Genomic DNA, 24,974 nt, shown 5'->3' with positions numbered 1-24,974 from the left:
AGATATTGATGAAAGACCTGAAGCAGCCAATAACCGAACACGAATCGGTGACTGGGAAGCTGATACAATGATTGGAAACAAACACAAAGGTGCATTAGCAACCTTGGATGAGCGAAAATCAAAACTACGACTAGCTTTGCCAGTTAGTCGCAAAAGCGCTGAAGAGGTCACGCATGCGATTACGCAAATGCTTGAACCTATAAAAGAAGTAGTGCTAAGCATCACATTTGATAATGGCAGGGAGTTTGCAGCGCATGAAGTTATAGCAGGCAGATTAGGATGTGAAACGTATTTTGCTAAACCATATCATTCTTGGGAAAGAGGACAAAATGAAAATGCAAATGGCCTCTTAAGGCAATACTTCCCTAAATCGAGGCAACTGAATGATGTTGAAGTAGTAGAAGTACTTGATGCTATTGATAAACTAAATAGCAGACCAAGAAAATGTTTGGGTTATAAAACACCCTATGAAGTATTCGAGGAACTAACAGGCATAACCAGAGAAAAAATTTTCGAGGGCTATGCACTTATTACTTGAATTCGCCAAAAGAAAAAAATGACGGATATAAAATATAAGAAGTTACTCTATTACCTTACAAGTTTGAATAATCTAAGCTCCATTTTGAAAAATAGATTAATACCAAGAGCACAATTAAATCAATTTCATGATATTGAAGATCAAGGAATAATAAAAAATCGAAAGAAGCATAAACTCGAAAACTACGTTCCTTTTCATTGGTTTTCTAAAATCCTCTTGATGGTAGCGTTCAAAATACTTGGCCAAATAAAAAATTTGTTTTAATTACAGTCACACGACAAACAGCTAAGGATGAAAAATGAAAGGTAACTCCTAGACATCCACTCGCAAATAGTAATATTGAACTTTATGACTATGATATAGGTTTTAATTTAATTGAATGGGATACCATGAATAAGAGAGATTACAAAGATTTAGAATCCAAGAACATTTGTATGGCGGAATGTTTATCCCCTCACATTGTTGATATATCAAAGTTCTTTAAAATCTATGTTCCCACAGAGGAGATTGTAAATATTGTAAAAAGTAAGCTAGAGAAACAATTCGTTCAGATTGATGTTACTATGAATCAAGGAGTGTCCAGTTAATGAAATATACGAAGCTTAATTCAAAAAAAGCACTTATTTGGCGAATTACTCATCGCCAAAATATTCCATGGATACTCATTAATGGATTGCATGCAGGAAACGAAACAGCCCGTTCTCAAAACTGGATAACTATTGGAAATGAGGAATTAATCAATCGTCGTGGTAATCGTACTGTGCCTCTTGTGCCCCAAGGTGTACTTAATGATTATATTCCTTTTTATTTCACGCCATTCTCCCCAATGATGTATAATATTTACACAGGACGCGGAGGCGTGAAATATGTATCTAATAGCGATATTGTTATTTTAGTTTCTAGCTTGTATCACGTTGCTGAAATCGGACTGCCTTTTGTATTTACCGATCGTCATGCGTATCCAGTAACCGCAAATTACTACAATAATTTAGCTGATTTAACGACGATTGATTGGGATTTATTGCAGCAACGAAATTTTCAGCGAAATGTAAATGATCCTGAAAAGGTAGAGCGTTATCAAGCAGAAGCTTTAATCTATAGGCATATGCCAATTAATGCATTGTTGGGTGCGGTATGTTACACAGAGGTTGTGCAACAAGAATTGCAAGAACAAGCCAATAGGCTAAATGTTAAATTGGATATACGCTGTCGACCTAGTTGGTACTTTTAAGGAGCCCGAAGATGATAAAATTTATACAAGGTAATTTGTTGGAGGCTAATGTAGAAGCCCTGGTTAATACCGTTAATACTGTTGGAGTTATGGGCAAAGGAATTGCTTTGATGTTCAAAGAACGTTATCCAGCCAACATGGCTGCTTATGCAAAAGCATGTAAGGATAAAAATGTTAAGACCGGAAAGATGTTTGTTACAGAGACAGGTGAACTAATGGGGCCTCGTTGGATTGTTAACTTCCCAACAAAACAACATTGGCGAGCTAAGTCACAAATGCAATGGATTATAGATGGATTAGTCGATCTTCGTGCTTTTATAAAGATGCATAACGTGCAATCTATCGCTATCCCCGCATTGGGAGCCGGTAATGGTGGTCTCAAGTGGGAAGAGGTAAAACCTCATATTACCAAAATACTCGGCGATCTTAAAAATGTAGAAATCATGATTTTTGAACCTACCGAACAATATCAGAACGTGGCTAAACTAAAGGGTGTTGAAAAGTTAACTCCTGCACGTGCCTTGATTGCTGAGCTTATACGTCGTTACTGGGTGCTTGGAATGGAATGTAGTCTATTAGAAATTCAGAAACTTGCTTGGTTCATAGAACGTGCTATTGATGCTCAAGGGCTAAAAAATCCGTTGAATCTTAATTTCGTCGCGAATAATTATGGACCATATTCAGATAAATTACGTCATTTATTAGATGGCTTGGATGGTTGCTACCTAAAGAGCGAAAAACGCATAAGTGATTGCGACCCGCTAGATATTATTTGGTTTAATGATACTCAGCGAGATAAGGTTACATTGTACTTAAAGTATGAAGCGAAAGACTACATCCCCGCATTAGAAAAAACAACTGAATTAATTGACGGTTTTGAGTCTCCTTACGGGATAGAACTATTGTCTACCGTAGATTGGTTGCTCTTTAATGAGCATGTATCTCCAGATCCTGAATCTCTCTTGGATGGTATACGGCATTGGCCTGCTGGAGAAACATGGGCTAAACGTAAGCTCAAATTGTTTGATGTATCAAAATTAGAGTTGGCACTCAATCGTCTAAAGCAGGTTAACTTACAAGTTGCAAGTTAATGCATTGAATTATCAATAAAACGATGACGGTAATTAAAAATTGAAAGCTTAAGGTATTCCTTATTTAAAAGTGAAAAAAACACTGATGGATAATGATGTATCCCGTATTTCGCATTAATAAATCATTTGTTCTAAATTTGCACTAATTTGTATGTTATTCGTCATATCTCGTATCTGCATCGAAAACACTAAGTAGAGACCCAGAAAAGAAGCCATCATTAGGCTATTGCTTAGTGTAAGCGATTGATATTTATACACTAAATCACACCTTACTGCACGGCCATTTAGAGTTGTATCACCCAAGCTAAAAATAGTATGCTTTGCTCAACCAATTTAACTAAACTTGATACATCGCTAGGCAGTCTTCTCCAAGTATTTTTAAGACCAAATTAACCTCCTCAGCTAGCTTTGTCAGCTGCTGTTTTATTGCTTTATTTACTCGAGTCTGAATCACTGAGATATTCCTAAATAATTTAAAAATGTATTTGGCTGTAGACTTGTTCGTTAACTTGTTACAATGCCCTCTAATTTGACTCCCTGAACGTTGTAATTGGGTTCTGATCTCATGTTGTACCGCACAGTAAATCATAATGCAGACTGTTTTGAGCATCAATAATGACTCAATACGATGCGGTGTGTGTAAGTAAATTGGATTGGCGAAAAAAGAGGGATCTTTCAATAGCCTAAAACCACTTTCAATTTTCTCTTGTGATTTATATCGGTCTAATAGACTCAGCATGCCCATTTCTTCACTTAAATCATTAGTTGCAATGATAAGCCTACAGAGTTCCGGAACTTGTCAAGATAGTTGTTAGTTATTTATAATTTTTACATACTAAGCTACACCGTTTGTTTTTTTTTTCGGGCAATCCATACAAGATTACAATTATCTTGCCAATCTCCGTTTAGCTATATAAACGAATCATTGATATGTTTACACCCAGGACCGACCATTTTACTTCTTCCGCCATGGCCTGCATCAATAAGTATTTGAGTGGTAATTCTATTTTTTAATTGTGGCACATGGGAAATTATTCCTATCAGTTTATTTTCGTGTTGCAATGATGACAAAGCATCTAATGCAACATCTAATGCTTCCTCATCCAATGTGCCAAACCCTTCATCCAAAAATAGGGAATCTACGCGGGTTTTTTGACTGCTCATTTGAGATAATCCTAATGCAAGAGCTAGACTCATAATAAAGGATTCTCCACCAGATAAATTATTAATAGTACGAATTTCTCCTGCTTGATAGTTGTCTATTACATTCAAAGCTAAAGGATGAGAATTATCTCTGATCAATAAATAGCGGTCGTTCATCTTGGCTAATTGCTGATTAGCATGCATGACAAGGATTTCAAATGTGATCCCTTGAGCAAAATGACGAAACTTTTTTCCATCCGCTGAACCAATTAATAGATTGAGCTTTTCATGAGACACAAGGTGGTTTCTTGATTGCTCCAGGCTATGTTTAAGCGATCCTAGCTGCTCCCTTGCTTGCTGGTCTTGTTTGAGTACTGTGTGTATTTCAATTTGGGTTTGCCTTGCAGATTCTAATTGTTTTTCTAAGTGCGATAATGTTGCTAAAACGCTATTTAAAGGGTCTTCAGTCAGTGTTAAAGTCTGCAGGGCAATTAAATCATCACGACTTTTTTTAATGAGTGTATTTAGAGCAAAAAGTTCATCTTCCAATAATTTCAATTCATGCTGTAAAGTATCAATTGAATCTTTAGTTGATAAAGCAAATTGGAAATCCGCTTTATCTTTAAAACCCACTTCTTGGAGTAAAGCGGAAAATTTTTGTTCTGCTTCAAGGCATCTTCCTGTTATAGAAATAATGTCTGACTGCAAAGTGTGTATTTGTGTACTATTAATCGTTAATTGTTCAGTTAGTTGTTGCTGCTCAGCGACTAAATCTTGTAACGATTTTTTTATGTATATAAGATTTTCTTCCTGCTTAATCAGTTCAACGTTAGGATCATTATCTGAAAAAAGGAAACGTCGCTTATCTTGTTTAGCGGTGAGTTGTTCTGTTAATTTTGTGATTTCTTCGGTATTTTTAGCTAAATAGTGCTGTAACTCATTTAAACTGACAGTAATATGTGATTCACGAATTGCCAAGGAGTTTAGCTCTGATTCCCCTTTAGATAATATATCTGAATGACGCTCATACGTCTTAATTAACGTCTCTAATTTTGTTATTAGAGTATCTAAAGGTGTACTACTTATACTTAATTGAAGTGGGGTAATTAATTCTTCTATTTTTACAGTAAGTCTCAATACTTCAGCTGTGAGTTCATTTTGTTGTTTTTCTAATTCAGTTGCTGTTTGTTGTAAAAATTGATGGGTCTGAATGTATTTTTCTTCTTCTAATTGTGTTTGATGTATAACTAAATTTTTATCCTGAACCTTTTTAGTAAATACTGCGCACTGTTCTTTGATAATATTGGCTTGACGAATCTTTCGGTTGAGTAATTCAATTGCAGCTTCGGTGTTTTTCTTATCAGTATCAATATCAACTTCAAGTGCATACGGGTGTTCTATTGAGCCACAAAGAGGACATGGTTCATCTTTCATGAGATTCGCTCTATGTGCTGTCAAGTTAGCGACTGTATCAATATAATAAAGTGATTTTGTTAATGACTCTTTTTCTTTTAATATCTCTTCAATAGTTCGGTTGTTTAGAAGTAATTGACTCTCTTTAACTAATTCTGCTTCGTCATTTTTAATCTGCACTATTTCCTGCTCAAATGCCCTGAGATTTTTACTTAATAATTCTAATTTATTTGCGACATTTTTTTGTGAAGAAATATTATCATCTTGTTGCTTCAAAAGAGTTATTTGTGACAGTTTAAGCTGTTTAAGTCTTTCTATCTGGAGGAATAGTGAAGAGAAATTATGAGATAAGCTTTTTATTTGTACTCCAAGTCCATGATCCATAAAATTTTTTGAATCACTTATTTGTTTTAGGGTAGACAATTTTTCATTTTCAAGCTTTAAATGTTCTTTTTGAAGTAATTGTTGTTTCTCTAGCTCTTTAACAAGTGCACTATTCAAGCGTTTAAGCTGCTGATCTAGTTGTTCTATTTCGATATCTAACTGCTTGACTTCGTTTAGGATAGGTAACAATTGTTTGTATTGTTGTTCGGTTTGCTCAAGTAAATTTTGTTCAGTAGATATTTTTTGATTATGTTCCACTAACACGGCTTTTAACTTTGGCGCCTTTTCAGATTGTTGTGTTAGTTCTTTCTTTTTTAAAAGTAGTAATCCTTCATAATGAGTTAGGCTCGTGTAACTTGCCTCGATAGATAGGGCTTTTTGCGCTTGTGTTATGATTTCTATTTTTGGCAAAAAAGCATGTTTTTTCGCAGTAGTTTTTTCTAAGGTGATTTCTAATTCTTTTATTGAGGCGATGAGGGAATTTTGCTGAACTAACCAGTCTCGTTCTTGTTTTTTTTGTTCGATTTCTTTATTTATTTCTATCAAAGTTTGATTATTTTTTTCCGAAGCTTCTTGTAATTGTGCTAAATTCTCATCATCAAGGACCTGTAAATGCTGTGATTGTGCAAGTAAGCTATCATAAGCAAGTTTTGCCTCTTTATGGGCTAAAAAGACTTGTTTAGATAGTTCACTGTATAAACCACTCGCTGTAATTTGTTGTAATATTTTTGATTTATCATCATCAGTGGCCTTTAAAAAGCTATCAAACCCCCCTTGTGCTAAAAGCATTGAGCGTGTGAATCGGGTAAAGTCCATACCGGTCGTCTCTATTATGGCCTTTCCCACCAAATTTTTTTTACTTTCGATGATAGTGCCAGAAGCAAGTGCTAATTGATGAATGGGTTCTTGTAGAGCACCATTAGCTTGCTTTTTAGCTCTTCGCTGTGAAAATTGGCTTATGAATTGTCCTTTATCCGTCTCAAATAATACTTCGGCATAGCATTCACCCGTTTGCCTTGACATAATGTCATTTTTGGATTTAGTTATTTTTCCAAGCCGAGGTGTTTCTGCATACAGAGCCAAACAGATGGCATCAAGTAAGGTACTTTTTCCTGATCCCGTGGGACCTGTAATAGCGAATATGCCACTGTCTTGATAAATTGGCTCTCGTAAATCTATTTGCCATTCACCATAGAGTGCGTTAAGGTTTTTAAATCTAATTTGCAATATTTTCATCTGTATCTATTTATCTGTATCTATTCAATTTTATTCATTCAAATCTGCCTATGAATCGCAAAATTATGACTCATCTTCATCATTATGTTTCATATTTTCAATGGCGTATAATGACTCATTGAATAACGAAATAAGTTCTGATTGCTCTTTTTCATCAATAACATTATTAGCTTCTAAGCATCGTTTAAAAATATCTAAAGGAGTTAAATCCTCTAAAGTTTCAGTCTCTTTTTCTCTCTTAAGAATGCTATCAAATATAAGTCTATTTTTAATACGGCGTATTTCTAGAAAGCTTCCCTCAATATGTGAATCAATTATTCTTCGCAAATCTGGAACCAGCGTCTTAGCGTTATATTCTACTTCAACCCATGCTGTACTTTTTCGTGCTAAAAGATCGTCTAATGCATGTAATATTTTATCTAAATCACCTTCAATGCGAACTAAAGGTTGAAAGACAGGGATAACTATCTCTTCAATTGTAAATGTAACACTTTCAGTCTTTGAGGTAACAGGGGTAAATTCAACAATAAGGACTTTTTTTGTTTGATTTGCTTCACCAAAGCCCATCGCAATAGGAGAACCACTGTACCTGATATGAGAGTGCTTTCCTACTAATTGGTGACTGTGCAGATGGCCTAATGCTACGTAATCTAATTCTTTTGGAAAGGCTTCAGCGCTGATATGTGCCAAATTGCCTACATAAAGATCACGTACACCATCCCCTTCAGTTGTAATGCCGCCCGCAGCAAAAAGATGCCCCATCCCAATGATAGGTACTTTTGTCTGTCCCATCTCTAGCAGTTTCTCTTGTAACAAAACAGCCTCTTTACATACAGAATGATAATGCTGTTTTAGTCCCTCAACCAGCTTCTGTTGTTTTTCATCAATTGATTCACCACTGTTTTGCTGTCGTAAATCTTTATCGCGCAAATAGGGAACAGCACAGATGATGGCTAAGGGGGATGAAAGGTCTTTTTTGTTTTCTAAAAGCAGTACCTCCTCTGTGACGCTGTCACTTTTTGCACCCACAACATGGACATTCAAATGAGATAAAATACTTTTAGGTGCATTTAAAAAAGAAGGGGAGTCATGATTTCCTGCAATAATAACAATGTGCTGGCAGCCTGTACTTGCTACATCACATAAGAATTGGTAATAAAGTGATTGAGCGTTGTGTGAGGGGGTTGTGGTGTCAAAGATATCTCCTGCCACCAGTAGAATATCAATCTTTTGTTGATTGATAGTGTCTTTAAGCCAAGCAAGAAATTGGGCAAATTCAATGTCTCTTTTCTTACCATAAAGCGTTCTTCCCAAATGCCAGTCAGAGGTATGTAATATTTTCATTGTCTTCTATTATATTGTCTTCTATTTTCATTATCTTCAATTATGATAGTCTTCTAATCACTTAACAATATTTTAAGGATGCAACAGAATAAGTGGTAATATATTAATAAAACTACTAGACTTGTTTAGCAATTTCTAAGGTTTTGCATAAGTAACGCAAATAGCACCCACAATAAAAAAGCTGCTGTCCATTTATGATTAAATTACATTTAAATCGTAAAGCACTAACTTGACTTAATTTTTGGCTGTTAAATGACCGTCTACTAACTCAAAACTTCTCGTTCCCAATAAACGCGCTTCTATTTCATCGTGGGTAATAAATACAATAGTTACCCCTAAGCGCTGTTGGATAGACTTAATGGAGTCTTGAAGCTGAGTGCGAGTTTCGCTATCTAATGCACCAAAAGGTTCATCCATCAGCAAAATATCAGGATTAGCTGCGAGTGCTCTTGCAATACTTACTCTTTGTTGTTGTCCCCCCGAAAGTTCATCAGGGAAACGTGATAAAACAGTATTGTCCAATGACACGATGTCTAAGAGTTCTAGTACTCTTGCGTTTTTTTGAGCATCATTCCAATCTAAAGAGAGTTCAGGTACATAAAGCATATTTTGTTTAATTGTCATATGTGGAAATAATCCACTCCCTTGAATGGCGTACCCAATATTTCTTCTTAGAGCTAAGATATCTTGTTTATTGATGGCTTCTTGATTTATGAGTATTTCTCCCTTATCAGGGATAACCATGCCATTGATCATTCGTAAAAAAGTTGTTTTACCTCCCCCAGATGTGCCCGTAAGGGTAATAAAATCTCCTTTATTAATGTTAAAAGATAAGTTGTTAAATATGACTCTATCCTCATATTTTTTATCAACATGCTTAAACTCAATAAATGGAATGTTTGATGGCATCAGTATATCCCCTTGCTTTGTAGAAACTCTTTTGCGACATTTTCAGGTGATTTTTTTAAAACTTCTACTTCATAATTGAGTGTCGCCATCTCTTTGTCTGTAATTAGACCATTCAATTTATTCAATACGGGCTCTATCTGTGGATGTTCTTCTAGAAGTGATTGATTAATGATATTTCCAGCCTCATAAGCAGGATACAATTGTTTGTTGTCATCAAGTATAACTACATCACTTTGACTTAGTAGTCCATCAGTCGTAAATACATTAATGACGTCGACTTTTCCTTGGTTTAGGGCTTGGTATTTAAGACCAATATCCATATCTATCATCTCTTCAAAATAAATACCATAAGTTTCCTTTAGAGCATTATAGCCATCAGGGCGCTCAAAAAAATCATATTCAGCTGCAAATTTAAGCTCTGGAGCATAAATCGCTAAATCTGATAATGTTTTGATTTGATATTTATCAGCAATCTCTTTTTTAATTGCAATCCCATAAGTGTTATTAAACCCATACAGGCCTTTCCATGTGAGATTGAATGATTGTTCATACTGCTTCTTAAGTTTATCAAACAGCACAGATTGATAGTTACTTTTTTCACCTAAGACGGCATTCCAAGCGGTCCCTGTGTATTCAGGATATATGTCAAACTGTTGATCTACCATAGCAGGGTGTATATTAGAGGTTCCACCTCCAATACCTTGACTAAGTTTAACTTTTAAAGAAGTATTATCTTCTATCAATAATTTCAATATATGACCCAAAATATATTGTTCTGTCATTGGTTTAGTTGCAATATTAACATCACTACTTGCACGCATTTGGGTCAGACTGATGAGACCTGTTATAATAATTACGAACATAAGAGAAAGGCTAATGAACAATTTTTTTGGCAACAATGATCTGCGTTTTGTCAACTGCCATTCTAAGAGACGCAAAAAACCATCAACAGCAAAAGCCAATAATGCAACAGCGATACTACCAAGTAAGGTGAGATAAATTTGATTTGTGGTAATTCCACGATAAATCATCACACCAAGTCCACCAGCACCTATAAATGTGGCAATACCCGTTAAAGCAATCGTCATAACCACCATCGTTCTTATGCCGCTTAATATCACAGGAAGCGCCAAAGGAAGTTCAATTTTGAATAGTATCTGTCGTCTAGAACTCCCCATTGCCTTAGCACAATCTGTAATATGCTTAGGAATATTTTCAATACCGGTAACTGTATTCATTATCATAGGTAAAAGCGCATATATCACTAAAGCAATAATTGCAGTTTGGTTACCCACATCAAAAAAAGGTAACAAGAATCCAAACATAGCGATTGATGGTATGGTGTAAAGCATTTTTACTAAAACCAAGATAGGTCCTTTTAAGGGAGTAAAAATAGACAGAAAAATACCAATGCTTATTCCAATAAAAATTGCCAATAAGATGGCTATGTTACTTATCCAGAGATGCTGAAGTGTTAATTCGAAAAGTAACTGCCAGTGAGTGTTTGCTACAGCTAAAAATTCCTGCATATAAGTCTCTTTTTAAGTTAATAAACCAGGGAAAAGGGCTTTAATACCAGTGACTATGAATTCTACCCCCAAAGCCATTAATATTAACCCCATTATACGTGTGACCACATTAATCCCTGTTTGACCAAGTATTTTGACAAAGTAGGGTGCAGCTTTGAAAATTAGCCAACAACAAACTGCAAATAAAATAACAGCAAAGGTAAATCCTACTATATACTGCCAGTCGCTGTATTTTGTGCTCCATACAATCGTTGAGCTTATTGCCCCAGGTCCTGCCATTAAAGGGAGAGCTAATGGAACTACACCAATATTTTCTTTGATGACATTTTCTTGCTTTTCTTGTTTATTTTGCTTCTCTTCACCCAGTTTACCGCTGATCATCGTCATGGCAATTGACATAATAAGTATTCCACCTGCTATGCGAAATGAGTCAAGTGAGATCCCAAAAAGCCTTAGGACTGCTTCCCCCAAAATTAAGGAAACGAAAAGTATAATCGCTACAGCCGATGTTGCTGTCAAATTGACTTTGTGACGCATAGCTGCTGAGTGATAAGTTGTCATGCTTATAAAAACTGGCAATATCCCTATGGGATTAACCACAGCAAAAAGTCCAATGAAAAACTTCAGTAAAATAGGAAATAGTGTTAGGGCATCATTCATAATTCATTCCTAGATAAAAAATCTGGGTAGAGAGCTGTTAAGTTTAAAATTTAAAATACACTTGCTATGGGAATCTACGAATACAATTATTATTCAGTAATTTAGTTATTTATTAATTTAGTTAGTTTTTTAACCGTTTAAGTAAATAGAAATCATTATTCATGTTAGATAAGTCTTGTTATTGTTTTATGACGCCATGAAAACCAATAGTAACTAAATTGCATTAAAAGCATAATAGAAAATGCAATAGGATAAGAGAGCCAAACACCCGTTAACCCAAAGGAGTTATCCAAAAACCCTGCAATCGGTAATTGGATAAATATAACAACAATCACGTTAATCAAAGTAGGTATAAGTACTATTCCACTAGATTGCATAATTGCAGCAAATACTCGAGCAAAACCGAAAATTATCATACCCCACAGGGTCAACATAAGAATATGTTTAGTCAACTTTATAGTAGTTAAGTCACTTATGAAAAATCGAACAATAAAATCACTGAAAAATAAAATAAATAACACCAATCCACCAGTTAATAAAAGATTCACCAAAAGACCAGTGAGGGTAATTTTCTTAAGTAGTGCTAATTCACCCCTTCCTATGGCTTGTGCACCTAATATTGATACCGTTATGGCAATAGAAATGGCAGGGAATTGAACATAACCTAAGATTTGAATCATAGCGCCATAGGAGGTTGTTGCATCTGAACCGAAAGTATTAATTAAGCGCACAATAAGAAGTTCAGATACGGCAATTGTTATCATTTGTACTGTCATGGGAATGGAAATTTTAAATATGATCTTTAAATAACTTATTTTGATCATAAGATGTGACAAGAATTCACGTGTGAATGCTAAAATATGCCGAGTTTTTTTCAAGTAATAAATCAATAAAGACATAGTCATTATATTCGCAAACAAAATAGCCAGAGCAGGACTCATTATGCCAAGAGAAGGTAGACCAAAAGGACCTAGTATAAAAATTGGGGTAAGGCAGACACCGAGTAAAGTACTTACAATAAGTGCCAGTAAGGGCGTTAACGAGTCACCTGCGCCTCTTAAGAGCGAGGTGAAACAAATAAATAGAAAAATAAATGGAATATTTAAGAGCATGACATAAGCGTAATGCTTAGTACTTAAAAATAGATCATCAGGGGTTTTTAATAGAACAAGGAGTTCATCTAAAAATAGCCCTCCGAGCACAGCAAAAACAATACCTAGAAGGAAATTAAGCGAGAGAGTTGTGCCCGTTATCGACTTAACCTTATTTAAATTACCCGCGCCAAAAGCTTGTCCTACAAGAATTGAACCACCTGCGCCCAAACCTATGACAATAGATATCATCAAAAATACCACAGGGAAAAAAGCTGATAAGGCTGCAAATGCCTTATCACCAATCATCTGGCTTACAAAAATATTGTTCAATGTACCTGATAGACCTTGTAAAAAATTACTAAGGAGCATAGGTAACAAGAAAACCATGAATATTTTTAATAAGTTAAGGGGTTTTACATCCTTTGAGCGGACTGAACTCTGTTCATTCTGCTGAGGGAGTTTTATCATATCGAATCTCGAGTAGGTGTATGTAATATTTTTTATATTACTAATACACCTATTTTAGACTTATAAGGAGAATCTGCAAGTTAAAAATTATTCATAATCACTTTTGGGTCCTTAGGAATCTTATTAGGTGACATGATCAGCAAAATAAAAAAAGCTATAAACAAGAAACTTTAAATAAGAAAAAAATAGGGGCTAAAAAGCCAAAATTAAATATAGCATAAAGGATCTTCATTATAGTTTTGGAAAAATTGTCTTATTCGCTCCGATCGATGCTGAGCAAAAAAGTGTTCTGTTTCTTCAAAGGCAACGACTTCACCTTTTTCCATAAAAATAATTTTATCCGCAATTTGCCTCGCGAAATTAATTTCATGGGTGACAACAAGCAAAGTAATATTTTCTTTCGCAATCTCTTTAATTAAAATGAGCACTTCTTGAACTAATTCTGGATCTAAAGCAGATGTCGGTTCATCCATTAAAAGGATTTTTGGTTCCAGGGCAAGTGCCCTTGCTATCCCAATTCGTTGTTGTTGTCCACCAGACAATCTTGCCGGGTAGGCATCAGCTTTATCAGCTAATCCCACGAGACTAAGGTACTTTAAGGCTTTGTTTTTTGCTTCTAACTTGGGCAATTTTTTAACTTTAATGAGCCCTAACATGATGTTCTCAAGTGCTGTAAGATGAGAAAATAAATTAAATGATTGAAAAACCATACCAGTACACTGTCTGATGGCATTTTTTTGCTTATTGTCAGCCTGAGTCAAATCAATTTCAATATTATTAATAGTTAAATAACCAGATGTTGCGTTTTCCAGGAAATTAAGGCAGCGTATTAAAGTTGATTTTCCAGCACCTGATGGTCCTAATATAGAAACAGTTTCACCTTCTTTGATGTTGAGCGATATGTTTTTTAAAATATGCTCTGAACCGAAACTTTTATTTAATGAATGTATTGTTATCATGATTAAATTTCTCTTCACTTATATGACAAAATTTATTGTTTCGAAAATTCGTGCGCTTAGTAACAGCTAGAGTTAATTGATTTGCTGTAGTCTAATCCTAGTTTTTAAATGCTTTTAAAGAGATGCATAAAATTAAATATGTGCACTCAATTTTTTTTCTCCATAACGCAATATTCTCTCTATTAACAAGCATAAGCACCAATAAAGAATCGCTGCTGCAATATATACTTCAAAAAATTGGGATGTTCGTCCAGCTAATATCTTAGCTTGCCCCATAATTTCTGGCACACTGACTAAAAAGGCTAGCGAGGTCTCTTTTAGCAAGACTATAAACTGATTCCCAAGATTTGGTAAAGCAACGCGCATAGCTTGAGGTAAGATAACACTTAGCATGGTCTGTGTTTTCGAAAGCCCAATAACATAAGCGGCCTCATTTTGTCCTTTATGGACAGATAAAATCGCTGAACGCAGCGTTTCTGATAAATATGCACCAGCATTAATTGAAAAGGTAAAATAAACAAAATATATTGGATGGATCTCACTTATCAAATTGCCAAATCCGGCCAGTTTTAACAGTATGGGCAATCCGTAGTAAATTAAAAAAAGTTGGATTACAAGTGGGGTTCCTCGAATAAAAGAGACATAAGCAATACACAAGCCATGAAAATACTTAAATTGGTTGATCCTAATAATTGCAATAACAAAACCAATCAATCCACCCATGAGAAAAGCAATTAAAGCAATAGATAAAGTCAATGGTATTCCTATTATGATAAAAGAGAATGAACTGAAAAAATAAGAGGTATCGAACATGGTATTCCTTATTAAGCAAGTGATACGGCTGAGTGGTTATGAGAAAATACTTCGACATCTAAAGGCGATAACACTCTGCAGACTACAGTGGATGCCTGCAGAGTCAATAGGAATTAACCTGCTCGATTTTGCGTATAATCAACACCAAACCATTTGAGCGATAGCTCTGATAAAGTGCCATTTTCTTTGAGTTTTAATAAGCCTTTGTCAAGTTTATCAATGAGATCTTTCCCTTGTTCATCATTCTTAGCTATAAAATAAGTGGGCACACTCAAAATAGTTTGTCCAAACGGAGTGATTTTTAATCCTTGTGCTTCCGCTTTTTCACGGGCAACGATAGGATCGTTAAAAGTTGCATCAATTCTGCCATTTTCTATGTCCTGAAGTATCGTAGGCAAATCCGATTCATAGTAGACGATTTCAAACAGGTTTCCTTTTTCTTTATTCCATTGTTCTGCATGAAGTGTGTGTGCATCTCCAACCGTAAGGCCTACTTTTTTACCTTTTAAATCTTCAAGTGTTTTGATGTCAGTTCGTTCACTATTGATGATAAATTGTGAGGTAGCATTAAAATACTGATTATGGGTTAATAGGTATTTCTTTTTCCGTTCTGGCGTTTCGGTAATTTGATTTGCTAACAATTGAAATCTGTCTGATTCTAAACCAGGGAAGAGTGTATCCCAGGGAGATGCTATGAATTCGAATTGTAATGATGGATCTTCTTTAGCTAATGCCTCTAATACTTCGAGATCGTATCCTGTCAGTTTTCCGTCTGGCGTCACAAAGGTAAAAGGATTATAAGTACCCATGGTACCTACTTTTATAGGCGCATCAGTTGATGCATTTGTGATCTTATCTGATTCATTTGAATCGCAAGCGGCAACTAATGAACCTAAAAGTAAAATACCAAGAAGTGATCCTATTTTTTTTATGTTTTGTTTTTTCATTGTGACCTCGATTGTTATAGATTGTTTAATTTTAAAGCTGCTTATATTCAACTGGTGACTATTGTTTAAGGTTACTTCATCTCAAATTTAAAGCTTTGGCTTAAAATATTTAATAATTTATGGTGAACGCAATCTAGAGTTATATTTTTCTTGCATTTAGCGAGTCAATAGTCCAGCATCCAAAATAAATTGATTACCTGTCATAAAGCGCGCCTTATCACTGGCTATATATAAAAGCGCATTAGTAACATCCTCAGTCTCAATCCAAGGGACTGGCAACAGATTTCCTGCTGACCTGACTGCAATTTCCTCGACTGTTGTTCCCTCTAGTTGGGCAAGTCCATCATTCATAGGCGTGTTAACGCCAGTTGGATGCAAACTAACCACTCTTATTCCATAGGGTGCCAATTCGATTGCTTGAGATTTCGCTAAGCCTACCAAAGCAAATTTTGATGCTGAATAGTGAGACATCCTGTTCATGCCTCTTAACCCCGCAATCGAAGAGTTATAAATAATCACACCACTCTGTTGTTTTTTCATTTGCTTAATGACATGCTTAGAAACCAGCCAAGATCCTTTTAAATTGATATCCAACATGCTGTCCCATTGTTCTTCAGTCAGCTCATCAGAATAACCATATGCCGCGATGCCAGCATTCGAGAAAAGAATATCAATAGAACTAAACTCGCTTAAACCAAGACGAAGGGCTTTTTCAATATCTGCTTCATTTCTTACATCGCCCTCTACGATAACAATTTTTCGTCCGAGTGCTTCAACCGTTTCTTTTAATTTAAGTAGATCTGAAGATTGAGCATTGTTATAAGCGGGATAGCTGATTTTTTTCCCTAAATCAAAAGCAATAATATCTGCACCTTCTTCTGCAAATGCAATTGCAGAAGCGTACCCTTGCCCCTTGGCTGCACCCGTAATAAAGGCGACTTTACCTTGGAAATTACCAATTCTATGATGCGACATCTGGACTCCTTATGTATTGATTGACTATGATGCTAATTGTTTTTGAAACAGTACCTTGTTGAGATACATACTATTTTAAATATATTGTACTTTATACATGCTTGATTTTGAGGCGCAATGTGTTGACATTAAAATAAGATAGTGCATCCTCAAATGCATTTAGAATTTATTGATATTCATATAAATACTCATCAAGTGGAATATTCAATGCGGTATTGATAAGATTCGTCGCAATCATGAGACCTGCAAAAGCTGTGAGTTCTATAATTTGCTTAGGTGAAAAAAATTGCTTCAAGCGAGTAAAAATTGCTGTTGGAATAGAGTGAGGAGTGGATACCAAAGCACGGCCAAATTCAATTAATAGTTGTTCTTGTTCATTAAACTCGAAAGTAGCGATGTCTATCTCTAAATCCCTAAATATTTTGATAAAAAAGGTGTTGCATATAAGGCATTCATTTTGATTTGAGATTGCATGAGCGAAGAATAGAGCTGAGGTTTTGGGTAAAAATTTTTCTAAATTTTCAAATAGCGGATACCATTGCATAAGTGCATCAAACGCAACTACTGAATGCAGGAGCGTCTGTTTCATATTTGTAATTCTGCCATTTTTGTTAATCTGCTCTTCATAGCGTTGCTGAGCCTCTGGTGAAAGTTCTTCAAAAGACGGCTTGTTGACGATTTGGATCATATTTACCTCTTAAAATATTTAATAAAACTTAAATAAACTTTAGCTACAAAAAAATTAGATGTTCAAATAAAATTATTTAGAACAATAAAGGGAGTTGTTAGAAAATTCGTACAAGACAGCAGCACAAAGCTCAAGCAATAAAATTATGCAGACTGTAGAATTCATTTTGTTCCTCTTTATTTATACTTAATCAAAATGTTAAAAGGAAATAACCTAAAGGCATAAGGAATAACAAAGAGTAATAATAGTTTAAAAAATTGTTACAATTCGTCAAAAAAGGGTGGATTTACTTATTTTTTAGCTTTAAACAAAAAAAACAAGAAATGACTGATTTTTTATCTGCACTTAACCAGCTGAATCTAAAGTTAAAATTATTCACCGGTGTGATGGGTATCATATTTATTGATAAAAATAGATAAAATATGTTGCTATATTCTTAAAATTTGTTATAAATAACCACGTTGAGAGCACAAATGTGTATCAACCTTAGGTGTGACTTTTAATTATATTGAACAATTTCAGTATAATTAGGCGTCAGTTAGTCCAACGTAAGTCGTATTAGCAAACATCTGGTTTCTCAACATTGTTCGCTTGTTTATCATCATAGTTACAATAGTACCGTGTTATATACAAGATTTTTATTAGCATTAAATTAAGGTATTTTGCATCATGGCAAAGATTAAAGGTCAAGTTAAGTGGTTTAACGAATCTAAAGGTTTTGGTTTTATTACTCCGGAAGATGGAAGCAAAGATGTATTCGTACATTTTTCAGCAATCATGACTGATGGTTTTAAAACATTAGCTGAAGGTCAAAACGTTGAGTTTGAAGTTGCTGAAGGTCCTAAAGGTCCATCTGCTGCTAACGTTACTTCTCTATAAGAAATCTTATAGGTTTATCAATACTTGGACCTGATCTCGAAACGTAAGTGATGATTGCGTTCAAAGTTGAAGTAAATCATTAGAATTTTAACTGCTTGTTTAAAATTAGATTATTCTAGTTTTAACAGCAGTTTTTTTTTGTCTTTTGCGTAGGAGTTGCCATGTTATATCCATTACTTAGAACGGTCATGTTTACCCAAGATGCTGAAAAAGTGCATGAATTGACCATTAAAACACTAAAAAAAGTACAAAGCTGGCCATTAGTGCCTAAACTTTATTCGCCTTTACTGCCTCTACCTAAAACACCAATTAAATGCATGGGTATTGAGTTTCCTAATCCAGTAGGATTAGCTGCAGGACTTGATAAAAATGGAGATTGTATTCAAGCTTTTGCTGATATGGGATTTGGTTTTATTGAAGTCGGTACAGTGACTCCAAAAGGTCAAGAAGGCAATCCTAAACCTCGTATTTTTAGAGTCAAGGAGGCAAATGGCATAATCAATCGAATGGGGTTTAATAACCATGGAATTGACTATTTAATAAATAATATAAAAAATAGCCGTTATAAGGGAATATTAGGGATAAATATCGGTAAAAATAAGGATACCCCTGTGGAATTTGGCAAAGAAGATTATCTGATTTGCTTAAAAAAAGCCTATCCTTATGCAAGTTACATTACTGTTAATATTTCTTCTCCTAATACCCCTGATCTGAGACAGCTTCAATATGGAGATGCTTTAGACTCTCTTATCTCTGCTTTAAAAGAAGAACAAGCAAAATTAGCTGCAGAACATGCAAAATACGTGCCGATTGCAGTAAAAATTGCCCCAGATTTAACTGTTGAAGAAATAAAACAAATTGCACATACCCTAATGAAATATGAGATTGATGGTGTTATTGCCACAAATACAACACTCTCTAGAGTCTTAGTACAAGATATTCCTAACGGCAATGAATCGGGTGGATTAAGTGGTAGACCGGTTCAATCTGTGAGTACTGAAGTCATCAAACTTTTACATGAGCTACTTGGACAAAAAATCCCAATTATTGGTGTCGGTGGGATCAATGATTTAGTCAGTGCAAGAGAAAAAATTAATGCGGGAGCGAGCTTAATTCAAATATACTCAGGATTCATCTATCAAGGGCCTAAATTAGTCAGAGATTTAGTTCGTCTGATCTAATTAATTGATTGTCCGTAAATCATTTTTAAAAAAGAGATTAGAAGTATATATTTATTTATAAATCGGATTTAATAGTATTTTTAACATTTTAATTGCTATATTTGAGCAATTAAAATGTGATAGAATACAAAATTTTATTATTAATCAATTGTTTAGGTTTGTTGAGTCCTGTATTTTCATAATTGTTCCAATATTTTTGTTTTAGTAATAATATTTTATTAATTTCAAATAAAACTATATTTATCATATTTGGGTCTATATTATGGCATTATTTAAGTATTTTCGTTGCGGTATTTATATGGATAAGGCATTGAGATATAATGAATTATATTTTTCTGCGAATCACGAACTTAACGATCCTAATGATCTAGTTTCTTATTATATTTTTGAAGATGATGAGTCCCTGTGGATTAAGTTATTTAATTTATCAAAAAAAACTGATGTGTTCAAAAGCATTAATATTAATGGTTTTGGTGAAAATTTTATTAAGGATATAAACAGTTTTTTTAAGGACAGGAAATTTTTTTCTGATTGGTCTGGCTTAAATAATTTTTTTGAAAAAATTGATAATAAATTAGATCGGTTTTTGACACCTTATATTAGTGATCTTCCGTATGAAGATGTTATAGAGGAAAACCCTAATAATTTAAGTCAAAAAAAAATTTTATTTAAATTTATGCTAAAGGAATTACTCGCAAGGGGTATTAATTTAAAATTTTTTAGCATTTCATTTTCAGCTGATGCACTCAATCCGATTATGTGGGCTCATTATGCAGATGGATTTAAAGGATGCGTTATTATTTACGAAGCTAAAAACAATTTCATTGATATCAGTGAAAGTTTATACTCAAATGAATTTTTTAAGATTGAAATTTTGAATGTTACTTATGAAGATAATAATAAAAATATACCGATTTTAACATGTGCTGTTGGAGGAAATAAATCCAAGTCTATCCAAGAAAAATTAGCCATGAAAAATTCCTTTTGGAAATATGAAAATGAAAAACGTGCACTTATCTGCATTGAAAGGGAACCTATACTTCTTTGTACAAAAGATAAAGTTAATGATAGTCCACGGGAGCTAATTTTTCATCATAGACCAAATGAAATAATTGGTATTATTTTTGGTCCTAATTTAAAGGAAGAAATACAAAGAAAAATTGAATATTCTCTTAGGCATAATAAGTATCATTCAAAAGCTGGTAATTTTCACTGTTTTAGAACAGAACTTAAATCTTCTGGAGATATTATTATTAAAAGCGGTACAGAATGTATTGTTAAAAATTCGAGTGACAATAGTTTAAGTCAAGCAAGTCGAATTCTTAATGCTGTTGAACTTGAAAAATTAACAAAAGAATTAGAAATAGTAAAAGATTAGCCCAATAATTTATAGTTTTAAAAGTTTATATTTGGAGATATAAAAACAATCAAAAATAAATTTACCACGTATTAATTTACCATATGCTAGTACTTGAGTTTTTTATGTGTAAATATGAATTTAAGCAATTTTTATTGAGTTCCTGTGTGTTTTATGAGTAAATCATCTTAACAAATTATATAAGGTGGCGAATTAAATTAATAAAGATATTAGTTCTGTTTGTAAAAATCGCAAATTCAAACCCATTATACCCAGTTAAAGAAACTGTGTTGTATTTTAGCAGTTTGAATGAGTGTTTTTGTTTCAGATTCAATATCTGTCGATTAATATACAAATTAGTGCAAATTTTAGATAGATGATTTGTTAATGCGAAATAGCAGATCAAACTAAAGTTGATTCTTTTATAATCTAACCACTTTCATTCCGCATAAAAAATCAATAACTTAAAAAATATCCGTATAATCGAAGATTAAGAAATCGAGTCAAAATATTAGGTTTGCATTATGAGAGAAATACTTTTTTATTATTATTTTATGTCTTATAATTAAATTATATTTCAATTTATCCATGAATATCGTTTCATAAGCACCTTATGATAATAAAATACGCAAGTATGAAAAGCGCAAAATTTTTAATTGCTAAACAGTTTTGAAGAAATATTATTGGTAGGACAACTAAACTAGTAAAATTGCAACTTTTTTACTTTATTTGTGGCAGGGGTGATAGTATTTTCCTGAATGAGCTAGACCACTATGTACTCTTCTGCTCAACTAAGTTTCCAACAAACTTGAATAAAAGCATATGATTCTTTGTTATTGATAAGCTAATTGAGACTTCAATACCAATTACTAAATTGCTTTTTAGTGTTTTCCTCCAGTATAACTGAGTTTGAATCAAAGTAAAAACTTACTGATAATGTAAATCTATTAATGAATCAATAACCAGAAGTGTGTGTTTTTGTAATGAGTTTAGGAAAAAAGCTTCGGTATCAGTGTCCAAAGGATTTGCAGAATTTTGAACTATTTTAAATCTTGAATTTTTTATGAAGTGTTTATTGTGTTATTAAGTTATTTTAAGTTTGAACTGGTATCTTACTGAGATACAGCAAATTGGAAATCTGATTAAAGTTAGGGACCAGCCGCCTGAGTAGCACTTTATCGTTTGCATATAACTGGCTAATTATTTTGGAGAAATGATGACATATCGAAACGGCAATTACGCAGCTTTTTATGTTGCGGAACCTTTTAACGCAAGCTCACTTGGAGCACATGCCACAAAAGATTTTTGTTACTACAACATGCTGCGAGCATGGAAAGGAAATGAAAAAATATTTCCGTTTAATGATTCTCATGATAAGAATTACAACGTTCGTGACAATAGTAATTGGGAATCCACTTTAAAGCCAAGACTGAGAGAACGACTTAGGAATTCTAAAAATATTGTTCTTTTCCTTAGCTCTAATACGGCAAACTCAAAAGCACTAAGAGAAGAAATTGACTACGGAATAAATGATCAAGGACTGCCTGTTATCGTTATATATCCGGAATTCGACTCTAAGGAAGGTCTTTTATCTAATGGTTCTTTGAAGAAATGCGTAAAAGATCTTTGGGATAAATTGCCTATTTTTCGGGATTCAATGAATAAGGTACCGACTCTTCATATCCCTTTCAAAAAAGAAATCATTGAGAACGCTCTGAACAACAGTAATTTTATGCTATCGACTAAAACTTCTCCAAACTTCTATTGGTACAAACCATGATAAAGGTTAATTTTTTTGACAAAAGGGTTTTTGAAATCTTCCTCAAAATCACCTCATTTATAAGCATGTTTCTGTCCTTATTTGTACTATTTGTCGATATACCAGCAACGCACAAAACTACTTGCGGATATTTTTTTATAGTGTTGCTTGTATTTATCTATCTAATAGTTTGGCTTTGGTCGAACAATCTTAATAAGATTGATATTAACGTAGAAGGAAGCGAGGTTACTATCAAGGTTGGTGACATTTTTTCGGAATCAGGGTTTAAAGCAATTGCTTTTAACGAATATTTTGACACAGAGGTTGATAACAAAATAATCGCTGAAAGCTCACTGAATGGTATATTTATTCAAAATTATCTTGGTATATCTGTAGAAGAACTAGATCTCTTTATCAAAAATTATTCTTTTGAGAAAGACGAAAAACTAGAAAGCAATGCGGATCGAAAACTAGGTAAGAATTTGCGCTATCAGATCGGTACAATTTGTGTATATAAAGACTTTCTTCTTGCCGCATTTACAAAATTCGATAATGACAACCAGGCTGTACTTACAATGCCTGAGTATATTGAATTTTTGATAAAATTCTGGGACAAGGTAAATAAGGTATACGCCCAGAGGAATGTATCTACTCCAGTATTTGGTTCTGGAATCACACGAATCAAAGGTCACAAGACTATAAGCGATGAAGATCTTTTGAAAATAATGCTTTGGACGTTTCGTATTAGCGAAATGCGATTTAAATACCCTGCAAAACTTACAATTATTATTCACAAAGATAAGATCAATAAGATTAATTTACTTGACATTAAGTCTGCAAGAAACGGGGTATGATTTTTATTACCTAATTATTTAGATATTCAAATTCAAACTCACCTAAAAAACGCTCTTAATGGGATTTTGTTATTTCAGGAACAGTTTTGAGAGCTGACGTGTATAACCGATTACTCTAAATGAATAATTTTTAAAATAGAATGGTAGGCTCTCTAGATTCATTTAATCAGTAGGTTTGCACAATATTTTTATATCTACGCTATAATTTTTTAATTTCAATCTTTTATAATAAAGTTTTTGACCTATTTTATCCTACATACCTTTTGTGCTGTGAACATTACCTATAATGAAATTAATTTTTTGTATTTGATGTGGGGTAGGCCCACCAGTAACTGCTAATAAGGGCTACGGAACTTGTCAAGATAGTTGTTAGTTATTTATAATTTTTACATACTAAGCTACACCGTTTGTTATTTCCTTTTCAGGCATTTCATTAAACGTCACTTTAGTTATTGGACTCCAATCACGTATATGCCCTTTAGCCCATCTATTAGGATGGCTTTCTTTCGTGCGGTTCATTACCTCTTGTCTTCTCTGTAACTTAGCTAAATCCTTGCCTGAACGCTTATCAGCAGGGGTGATAAATTTATTGCTACTGTGCAGATGTTCATTGTTATACCAATTCACAAATTCATACACCCATTCTCTAGCTTCTTGTATATTGCTAAAGGGTTTTAATGGCAAAAGTGAGTTATGCTTTAAGGTTTTAAATAACGATTCTGACATGGGATTATCATTACTTACCCTAGGTCTACTGTGTGAACTTGAGACACCTAGCGCTTCTAACATTGCCTTCATACTCTGTCCTTTCATCGGAGAGCCGTTATCCGAATGAATCACTAACTGATTGGGTTGGATATTCTCTGTTTCATAAATATCTTGTATTAATAAAGAGGCATTCTCTGCGCTTTCTGAATCAAAGACTTGCCAACCCGTGATGTATTTATCAAAGATATCAATATACATATAGAGATAGAAGTACTGTCCTTTCACATTGGAATTCAAGTAAGTAATATCCCAGCAATAAACTTGATTGCTCGCTGTTGCCACAAGCTCATTGGGTTTATTTGACGCTCTTGGCTTTCTCGTGCTGCCACGATGAGTATTTTGTCCAGTTAATCTCATAAAACGATAGAATGTCGATTCTGAGGCAATATAAATACCTTTATCATCCATGAGTCTCGGTACGATTTGAATGGGCGATAGATGCTTATATTCTTCACAATTCAGATAATGATTCAGCATGTTATACTCAAATTCTGAAAGTTTATTTTTAGGCTCAACATAGGTGCGATGTTCTTTCAATCGCTTATCTACATTAAGACTGAGGTCTTTATTCTTCCACCATCTGTGGTAGGTTGCATAGGAGAGACCTATCACCTCACAGCATCTAAAAGCTCTAGCGCCAGATGCAACAGCTTCACCAATTAACTCTAATAGTTTAATGCGCGTTGAAGTTTCAGTTAATCTTCCTCTCCCGAAATCAACGCATTGAACTTTTTTGATAGCACCAATAACGCAG

The 24,974-nt window shown here is 34.1% G+C and carries 23 protein-coding genes; 10 read left to right on the top strand and 13 right to left on the bottom strand.

Features of this window, described 5'->3' with window-relative positions; all coding sequences use genetic code 11:
- The 5 genes from ACFFIT_RS08605 to darG all read left to right on the top strand — a co-directional run.
- Nucleotides 1-538 (top strand): IS30 family transposase (locus tag ACFFIT_RS08605; RefSeq protein ID WP_385877252.1); only part of this gene is annotated, 538 nt, incomplete at its 5' end.
- Between the two features lie 18 nt (nucleotides 539-556).
- Nucleotides 557-802, top strand: a complete 246-nt coding sequence (locus tag ACFFIT_RS08600; RefSeq protein WP_385877251.1) for a DarT ssDNA thymidine ADP-ribosyltransferase family protein — start codon at nucleotides 557-559, stop codon at nucleotides 800-802.
- Nucleotides 803-876: 74 nt separating this feature from the next.
- Entirely contained in the window at nucleotides 877-1,125 is a 249-nt protein-coding gene (locus tag ACFFIT_RS08595) for a DarT ssDNA thymidine ADP-ribosyltransferase family protein (RefSeq protein WP_385877254.1), read from the top strand.
- The gene (darT, locus tag ACFFIT_RS08590; protein WP_385877250.1) at nucleotides 1,125-1,769 is read left to right on the top strand and encodes a type II toxin-antitoxin system toxin DNA ADP-ribosyl transferase DarT; all 645 of its coding nucleotides are present in this window, start codon (nucleotides 1,125-1,127) and stop codon (nucleotides 1,767-1,769) included. The genes ACFFIT_RS08595 and darT overlap by 1 nt, the downstream gene beginning before the upstream one ends.
- Before the next feature lie 11 nt (nucleotides 1,770-1,780).
- Complete coding sequence (gene darG, locus ACFFIT_RS08585) at nucleotides 1,781-2,860, top strand: type II toxin-antitoxin system antitoxin DNA ADP-ribosyl glycohydrolase DarG (RefSeq protein ID WP_385877248.1); 1,080 nt, start codon at nucleotides 1,781-1,783, stop codon at nucleotides 2,858-2,860.
- Nucleotides 2,861-3,197: 337 nt separating this feature from the next.
- On the opposite strand, the gene ACFFIT_RS08580 is transcribed toward darG, so the two are convergent.
- The 12 genes from ACFFIT_RS08580 to ACFFIT_RS08525 all read right to left on the bottom strand — a co-directional run bounded on the left by ACFFIT_RS08580 (nucleotide 3,198) and on the right by ACFFIT_RS08525 (nucleotide 17,422).
- Nucleotides 3,198-3,599: a hypothetical protein gene (locus ACFFIT_RS08580; RefSeq protein ID WP_446697454.1), complete on the bottom strand. Its 402-nt coding sequence runs from the start codon at nucleotides 3,597-3,599 to the stop codon at nucleotides 3,198-3,200.
- Between the two features lie 170 nt (nucleotides 3,600-3,769).
- Complete coding sequence (locus tag ACFFIT_RS08575) at nucleotides 3,770-7,036, bottom strand: SbcC/MukB-like Walker B domain-containing protein (protein ID WP_385877247.1); 3,267 nt, start codon at nucleotides 7,034-7,036, stop codon at nucleotides 3,770-3,772.
- Nucleotides 7,037-7,099: 63 nt separating this feature from the next.
- Nucleotides 7,100-8,380: an exonuclease SbcCD subunit D C-terminal domain-containing protein gene (locus ACFFIT_RS08570; protein WP_385877246.1), complete on the bottom strand. Its 1,281-nt coding sequence runs from the start codon at nucleotides 8,378-8,380 to the stop codon at nucleotides 7,100-7,102.
- Between the two features lie 234 nt (nucleotides 8,381-8,614).
- The gene (locus ACFFIT_RS08565; protein ID WP_385877245.1) at nucleotides 8,615-9,289 is read right to left on the bottom strand and encodes an ATP-binding cassette domain-containing protein; all 675 of its coding nucleotides are present in this window, start codon (nucleotides 9,287-9,289) and stop codon (nucleotides 8,615-8,617) included.
- Nucleotides 9,289-10,818, bottom strand: a complete 1,530-nt coding sequence (locus ACFFIT_RS08560; protein WP_385877244.1) for an ABC transporter permease/substrate-binding protein — start codon at nucleotides 10,816-10,818, stop codon at nucleotides 9,289-9,291. The genes ACFFIT_RS08565 and ACFFIT_RS08560 overlap by 1 nt, the downstream gene beginning before the upstream one ends.
- Nucleotides 10,819-10,830: 12 nt before the next feature.
- A complete protein-coding gene (locus ACFFIT_RS08555; RefSeq protein ID WP_385877243.1) occupies nucleotides 10,831-11,478 on the bottom strand; it encodes a YchE family NAAT transporter in 648 nt (215 codons plus the stop codon).
- 164 nt (nucleotides 11,479-11,642) lie between these two features.
- Nucleotides 11,643-13,040, bottom strand: a complete 1,398-nt coding sequence (locus ACFFIT_RS08550) for an MATE family efflux transporter (RefSeq protein ID WP_385877242.1) — start codon at nucleotides 13,038-13,040, stop codon at nucleotides 11,643-11,645.
- 206 nt (nucleotides 13,041-13,246) lie between these two features.
- A complete protein-coding gene (locus ACFFIT_RS08545) occupies nucleotides 13,247-13,999 on the bottom strand; it encodes an amino acid ABC transporter ATP-binding protein (protein WP_385877241.1) in 753 nt (250 codons plus the stop codon).
- A 132-nt stretch (nucleotides 14,000-14,131) separates the two neighbouring features.
- On the bottom strand, nucleotides 14,132-14,812 hold the full coding sequence (locus ACFFIT_RS08540) for an amino acid ABC transporter permease (RefSeq protein ID WP_385877240.1): 681 nt from the start codon (nucleotides 14,810-14,812) through the stop codon (nucleotides 14,132-14,134).
- Between the two features lie 113 nt (nucleotides 14,813-14,925).
- A complete protein-coding gene (locus ACFFIT_RS08535) occupies nucleotides 14,926-15,759 on the bottom strand; it encodes a transporter substrate-binding domain-containing protein (RefSeq protein WP_385877239.1) in 834 nt (277 codons plus the stop codon).
- 156 nt (nucleotides 15,760-15,915) lie between these two features.
- A complete protein-coding gene (locus tag ACFFIT_RS08530) occupies nucleotides 15,916-16,734 on the bottom strand; it encodes a mycofactocin-coupled SDR family oxidoreductase (protein WP_385877238.1) in 819 nt (272 codons plus the stop codon).
- Nucleotides 16,735-16,900: 166 nt separating this feature from the next.
- Nucleotides 16,901-17,422 carry a carboxymuconolactone decarboxylase family protein gene (locus tag ACFFIT_RS08525; protein WP_385877237.1) on the bottom strand — a complete coding sequence of 174 codons (522 nt, stop codon included), beginning with the start codon at nucleotides 17,420-17,422 and terminating at the stop codon, nucleotides 16,901-16,903.
- Between the two features lie 669 nt (nucleotides 17,423-18,091).
- On the opposite strand from ACFFIT_RS08525, the gene cspE reads away from it, so the two are divergent.
- From cspE to ACFFIT_RS08500, 5 genes are all read left to right on the top strand, one after another.
- Nucleotides 18,092-18,301, top strand: a complete 210-nt coding sequence (cspE, locus tag ACFFIT_RS08520; protein WP_093319728.1) for a transcription antiterminator/RNA stability regulator CspE — start codon at nucleotides 18,092-18,094, stop codon at nucleotides 18,299-18,301.
- A 161-nt stretch (nucleotides 18,302-18,462) separates the two neighbouring features.
- Nucleotides 18,463-19,482, top strand: coding sequence for a quinone-dependent dihydroorotate dehydrogenase (pyrD, locus tag ACFFIT_RS08515; RefSeq protein ID WP_385877236.1), 1,020 nt, complete (start codon nucleotides 18,463-18,465; stop codon nucleotides 19,480-19,482).
- Between the two features lie 262 nt (nucleotides 19,483-19,744).
- The gene (locus ACFFIT_RS08510; protein ID WP_385877235.1) at nucleotides 19,745-20,860 is read left to right on the top strand and encodes a DUF2971 domain-containing protein; all 1,116 of its coding nucleotides are present in this window, start codon (nucleotides 19,745-19,747) and stop codon (nucleotides 20,858-20,860) included.
- Between the two features lie 1,195 nt (nucleotides 20,861-22,055).
- Entirely contained in the window at nucleotides 22,056-22,619 is a 564-nt protein-coding gene (locus tag ACFFIT_RS08505; RefSeq protein WP_385877234.1) for a TIR domain-containing protein, read from the top strand.
- Entirely contained in the window at nucleotides 22,616-23,452 is an 837-nt protein-coding gene (locus tag ACFFIT_RS08500) for a macro domain-containing protein (protein ID WP_385877233.1), read from the top strand. Before ACFFIT_RS08505 ends, ACFFIT_RS08500 begins: the two co-directional genes overlap by 4 nt.
- Before the next feature lie 393 nt (nucleotides 23,453-23,845).
- Here the strand turns inward: ACFFIT_RS08500 and ACFFIT_RS08495 are convergent.
- Nucleotides 23,846-24,974: IS3 family transposase (locus ACFFIT_RS08495; protein ID WP_385877232.1), on the bottom strand; the 1,129-nt coding region annotated here is incomplete at its 5' end.

Source organism: Thorsellia kenyensis (assembly GCF_042432445.1).
Lineage (GTDB): Bacteria > Pseudomonadota > Gammaproteobacteria > Enterobacterales > Thorselliaceae > Thorsellia > Thorsellia kenyensis.
The sequence above is the reverse complement of the archived record's forward strand: the minus strand, read 5'-3'. Positions and strand labels throughout refer to the sequence as shown.

What these genes read in the sequence shown, in the direction of transcription:
- ACFFIT_RS08600 (WP_385877251.1), top strand. Translation starts at nt 557, where the DNA reads ATGACGGATATAAAATATAAGAAGTTACTCTATTACCTTACAAGTTTG.
- darT (WP_385877250.1), top strand. Translation starts at nt 1,125, where the DNA reads ATGAAATATACGAAGCTTAATTCAAAAAAAGCACTTATTTGGCGAATT.
- darG (WP_385877248.1), top strand. Translation starts at nt 1,781, where the DNA reads ATGATAAAATTTATACAAGGTAATTTGTTGGAGGCTAATGTAGAAGCC.
- ACFFIT_RS08580 (WP_446697454.1), bottom strand. Translation starts at nt 3,599, where the DNA reads ATGCTGAGTCTATTAGACCGATATAAATCACAAGAGAAAATTGAAAGT.
- ACFFIT_RS08575 (WP_385877247.1), bottom strand. Translation starts at nt 7,036, where the DNA reads ATGAAAATATTGCAAATTAGATTTAAAAACCTTAACGCACTCTATGGT.
- ACFFIT_RS08570 (WP_385877246.1), bottom strand. Translation starts at nt 8,380, where the DNA reads ATGAAAATATTACATACCTCTGACTGGCATTTGGGAAGAACGCTTTAT.
- ACFFIT_RS08565 (WP_385877245.1), bottom strand. Translation starts at nt 9,289, where the DNA reads ATGCCATCAAACATTCCATTTATTGAGTTTAAGCATGTTGATAAAAAA.
- ACFFIT_RS08560 (WP_385877244.1), bottom strand. Translation starts at nt 10,818, where the DNA reads ATGCAGGAATTTTTAGCTGTAGCAAACACTCACTGGCAGTTACTTTTC.
- ACFFIT_RS08555 (WP_385877243.1), bottom strand. Translation starts at nt 11,478, where the DNA reads ATGAATGATGCCCTAACACTATTTCCTATTTTACTGAAGTTTTTCATT.
- ACFFIT_RS08550 (WP_385877242.1), bottom strand. Translation starts at nt 13,040, where the DNA reads ATGATAAAACTCCCTCAGCAGAATGAACAGAGTTCAGTCCGCTCAAAG.
- ACFFIT_RS08545 (WP_385877241.1), bottom strand. Translation starts at nt 13,999, where the DNA reads ATGATAACAATACATTCATTAAATAAAAGTTTCGGTTCAGAGCATATT.
- ACFFIT_RS08540 (WP_385877240.1), bottom strand. Translation starts at nt 14,812, where the DNA reads ATGTTCGATACCTCTTATTTTTTCAGTTCATTCTCTTTTATCATAATA.
- ACFFIT_RS08535 (WP_385877239.1), bottom strand. Translation starts at nt 15,759, where the DNA reads ATGAAAAAACAAAACATAAAAAAAATAGGATCACTTCTTGGTATTTTA.
- ACFFIT_RS08530 (WP_385877238.1), bottom strand. Translation starts at nt 16,734, where the DNA reads ATGTCGCATCATAGAATTGGTAATTTCCAAGGTAAAGTCGCCTTTATT.
- ACFFIT_RS08525 (WP_385877237.1), bottom strand. Translation starts at nt 17,422, where the DNA reads ATGATCCAAATCGTCAACAAGCCGTCTTTTGAAGAACTTTCACCAGAG.
- cspE (WP_093319728.1), top strand. Translation starts at nt 18,092, where the DNA reads ATGGCAAAGATTAAAGGTCAAGTTAAGTGGTTTAACGAATCTAAAGGT.
- pyrD (WP_385877236.1), top strand. Translation starts at nt 18,463, where the DNA reads ATGTTATATCCATTACTTAGAACGGTCATGTTTACCCAAGATGCTGAA.
- ACFFIT_RS08510 (WP_385877235.1), top strand. Translation starts at nt 19,745, where the DNA reads ATGGCATTATTTAAGTATTTTCGTTGCGGTATTTATATGGATAAGGCA.
- ACFFIT_RS08505 (WP_385877234.1), top strand. Translation starts at nt 22,056, where the DNA reads ATGACATATCGAAACGGCAATTACGCAGCTTTTTATGTTGCGGAACCT.
- ACFFIT_RS08500 (WP_385877233.1), top strand. Translation starts at nt 22,616, where the DNA reads ATGATAAAGGTTAATTTTTTTGACAAAAGGGTTTTTGAAATCTTCCTC.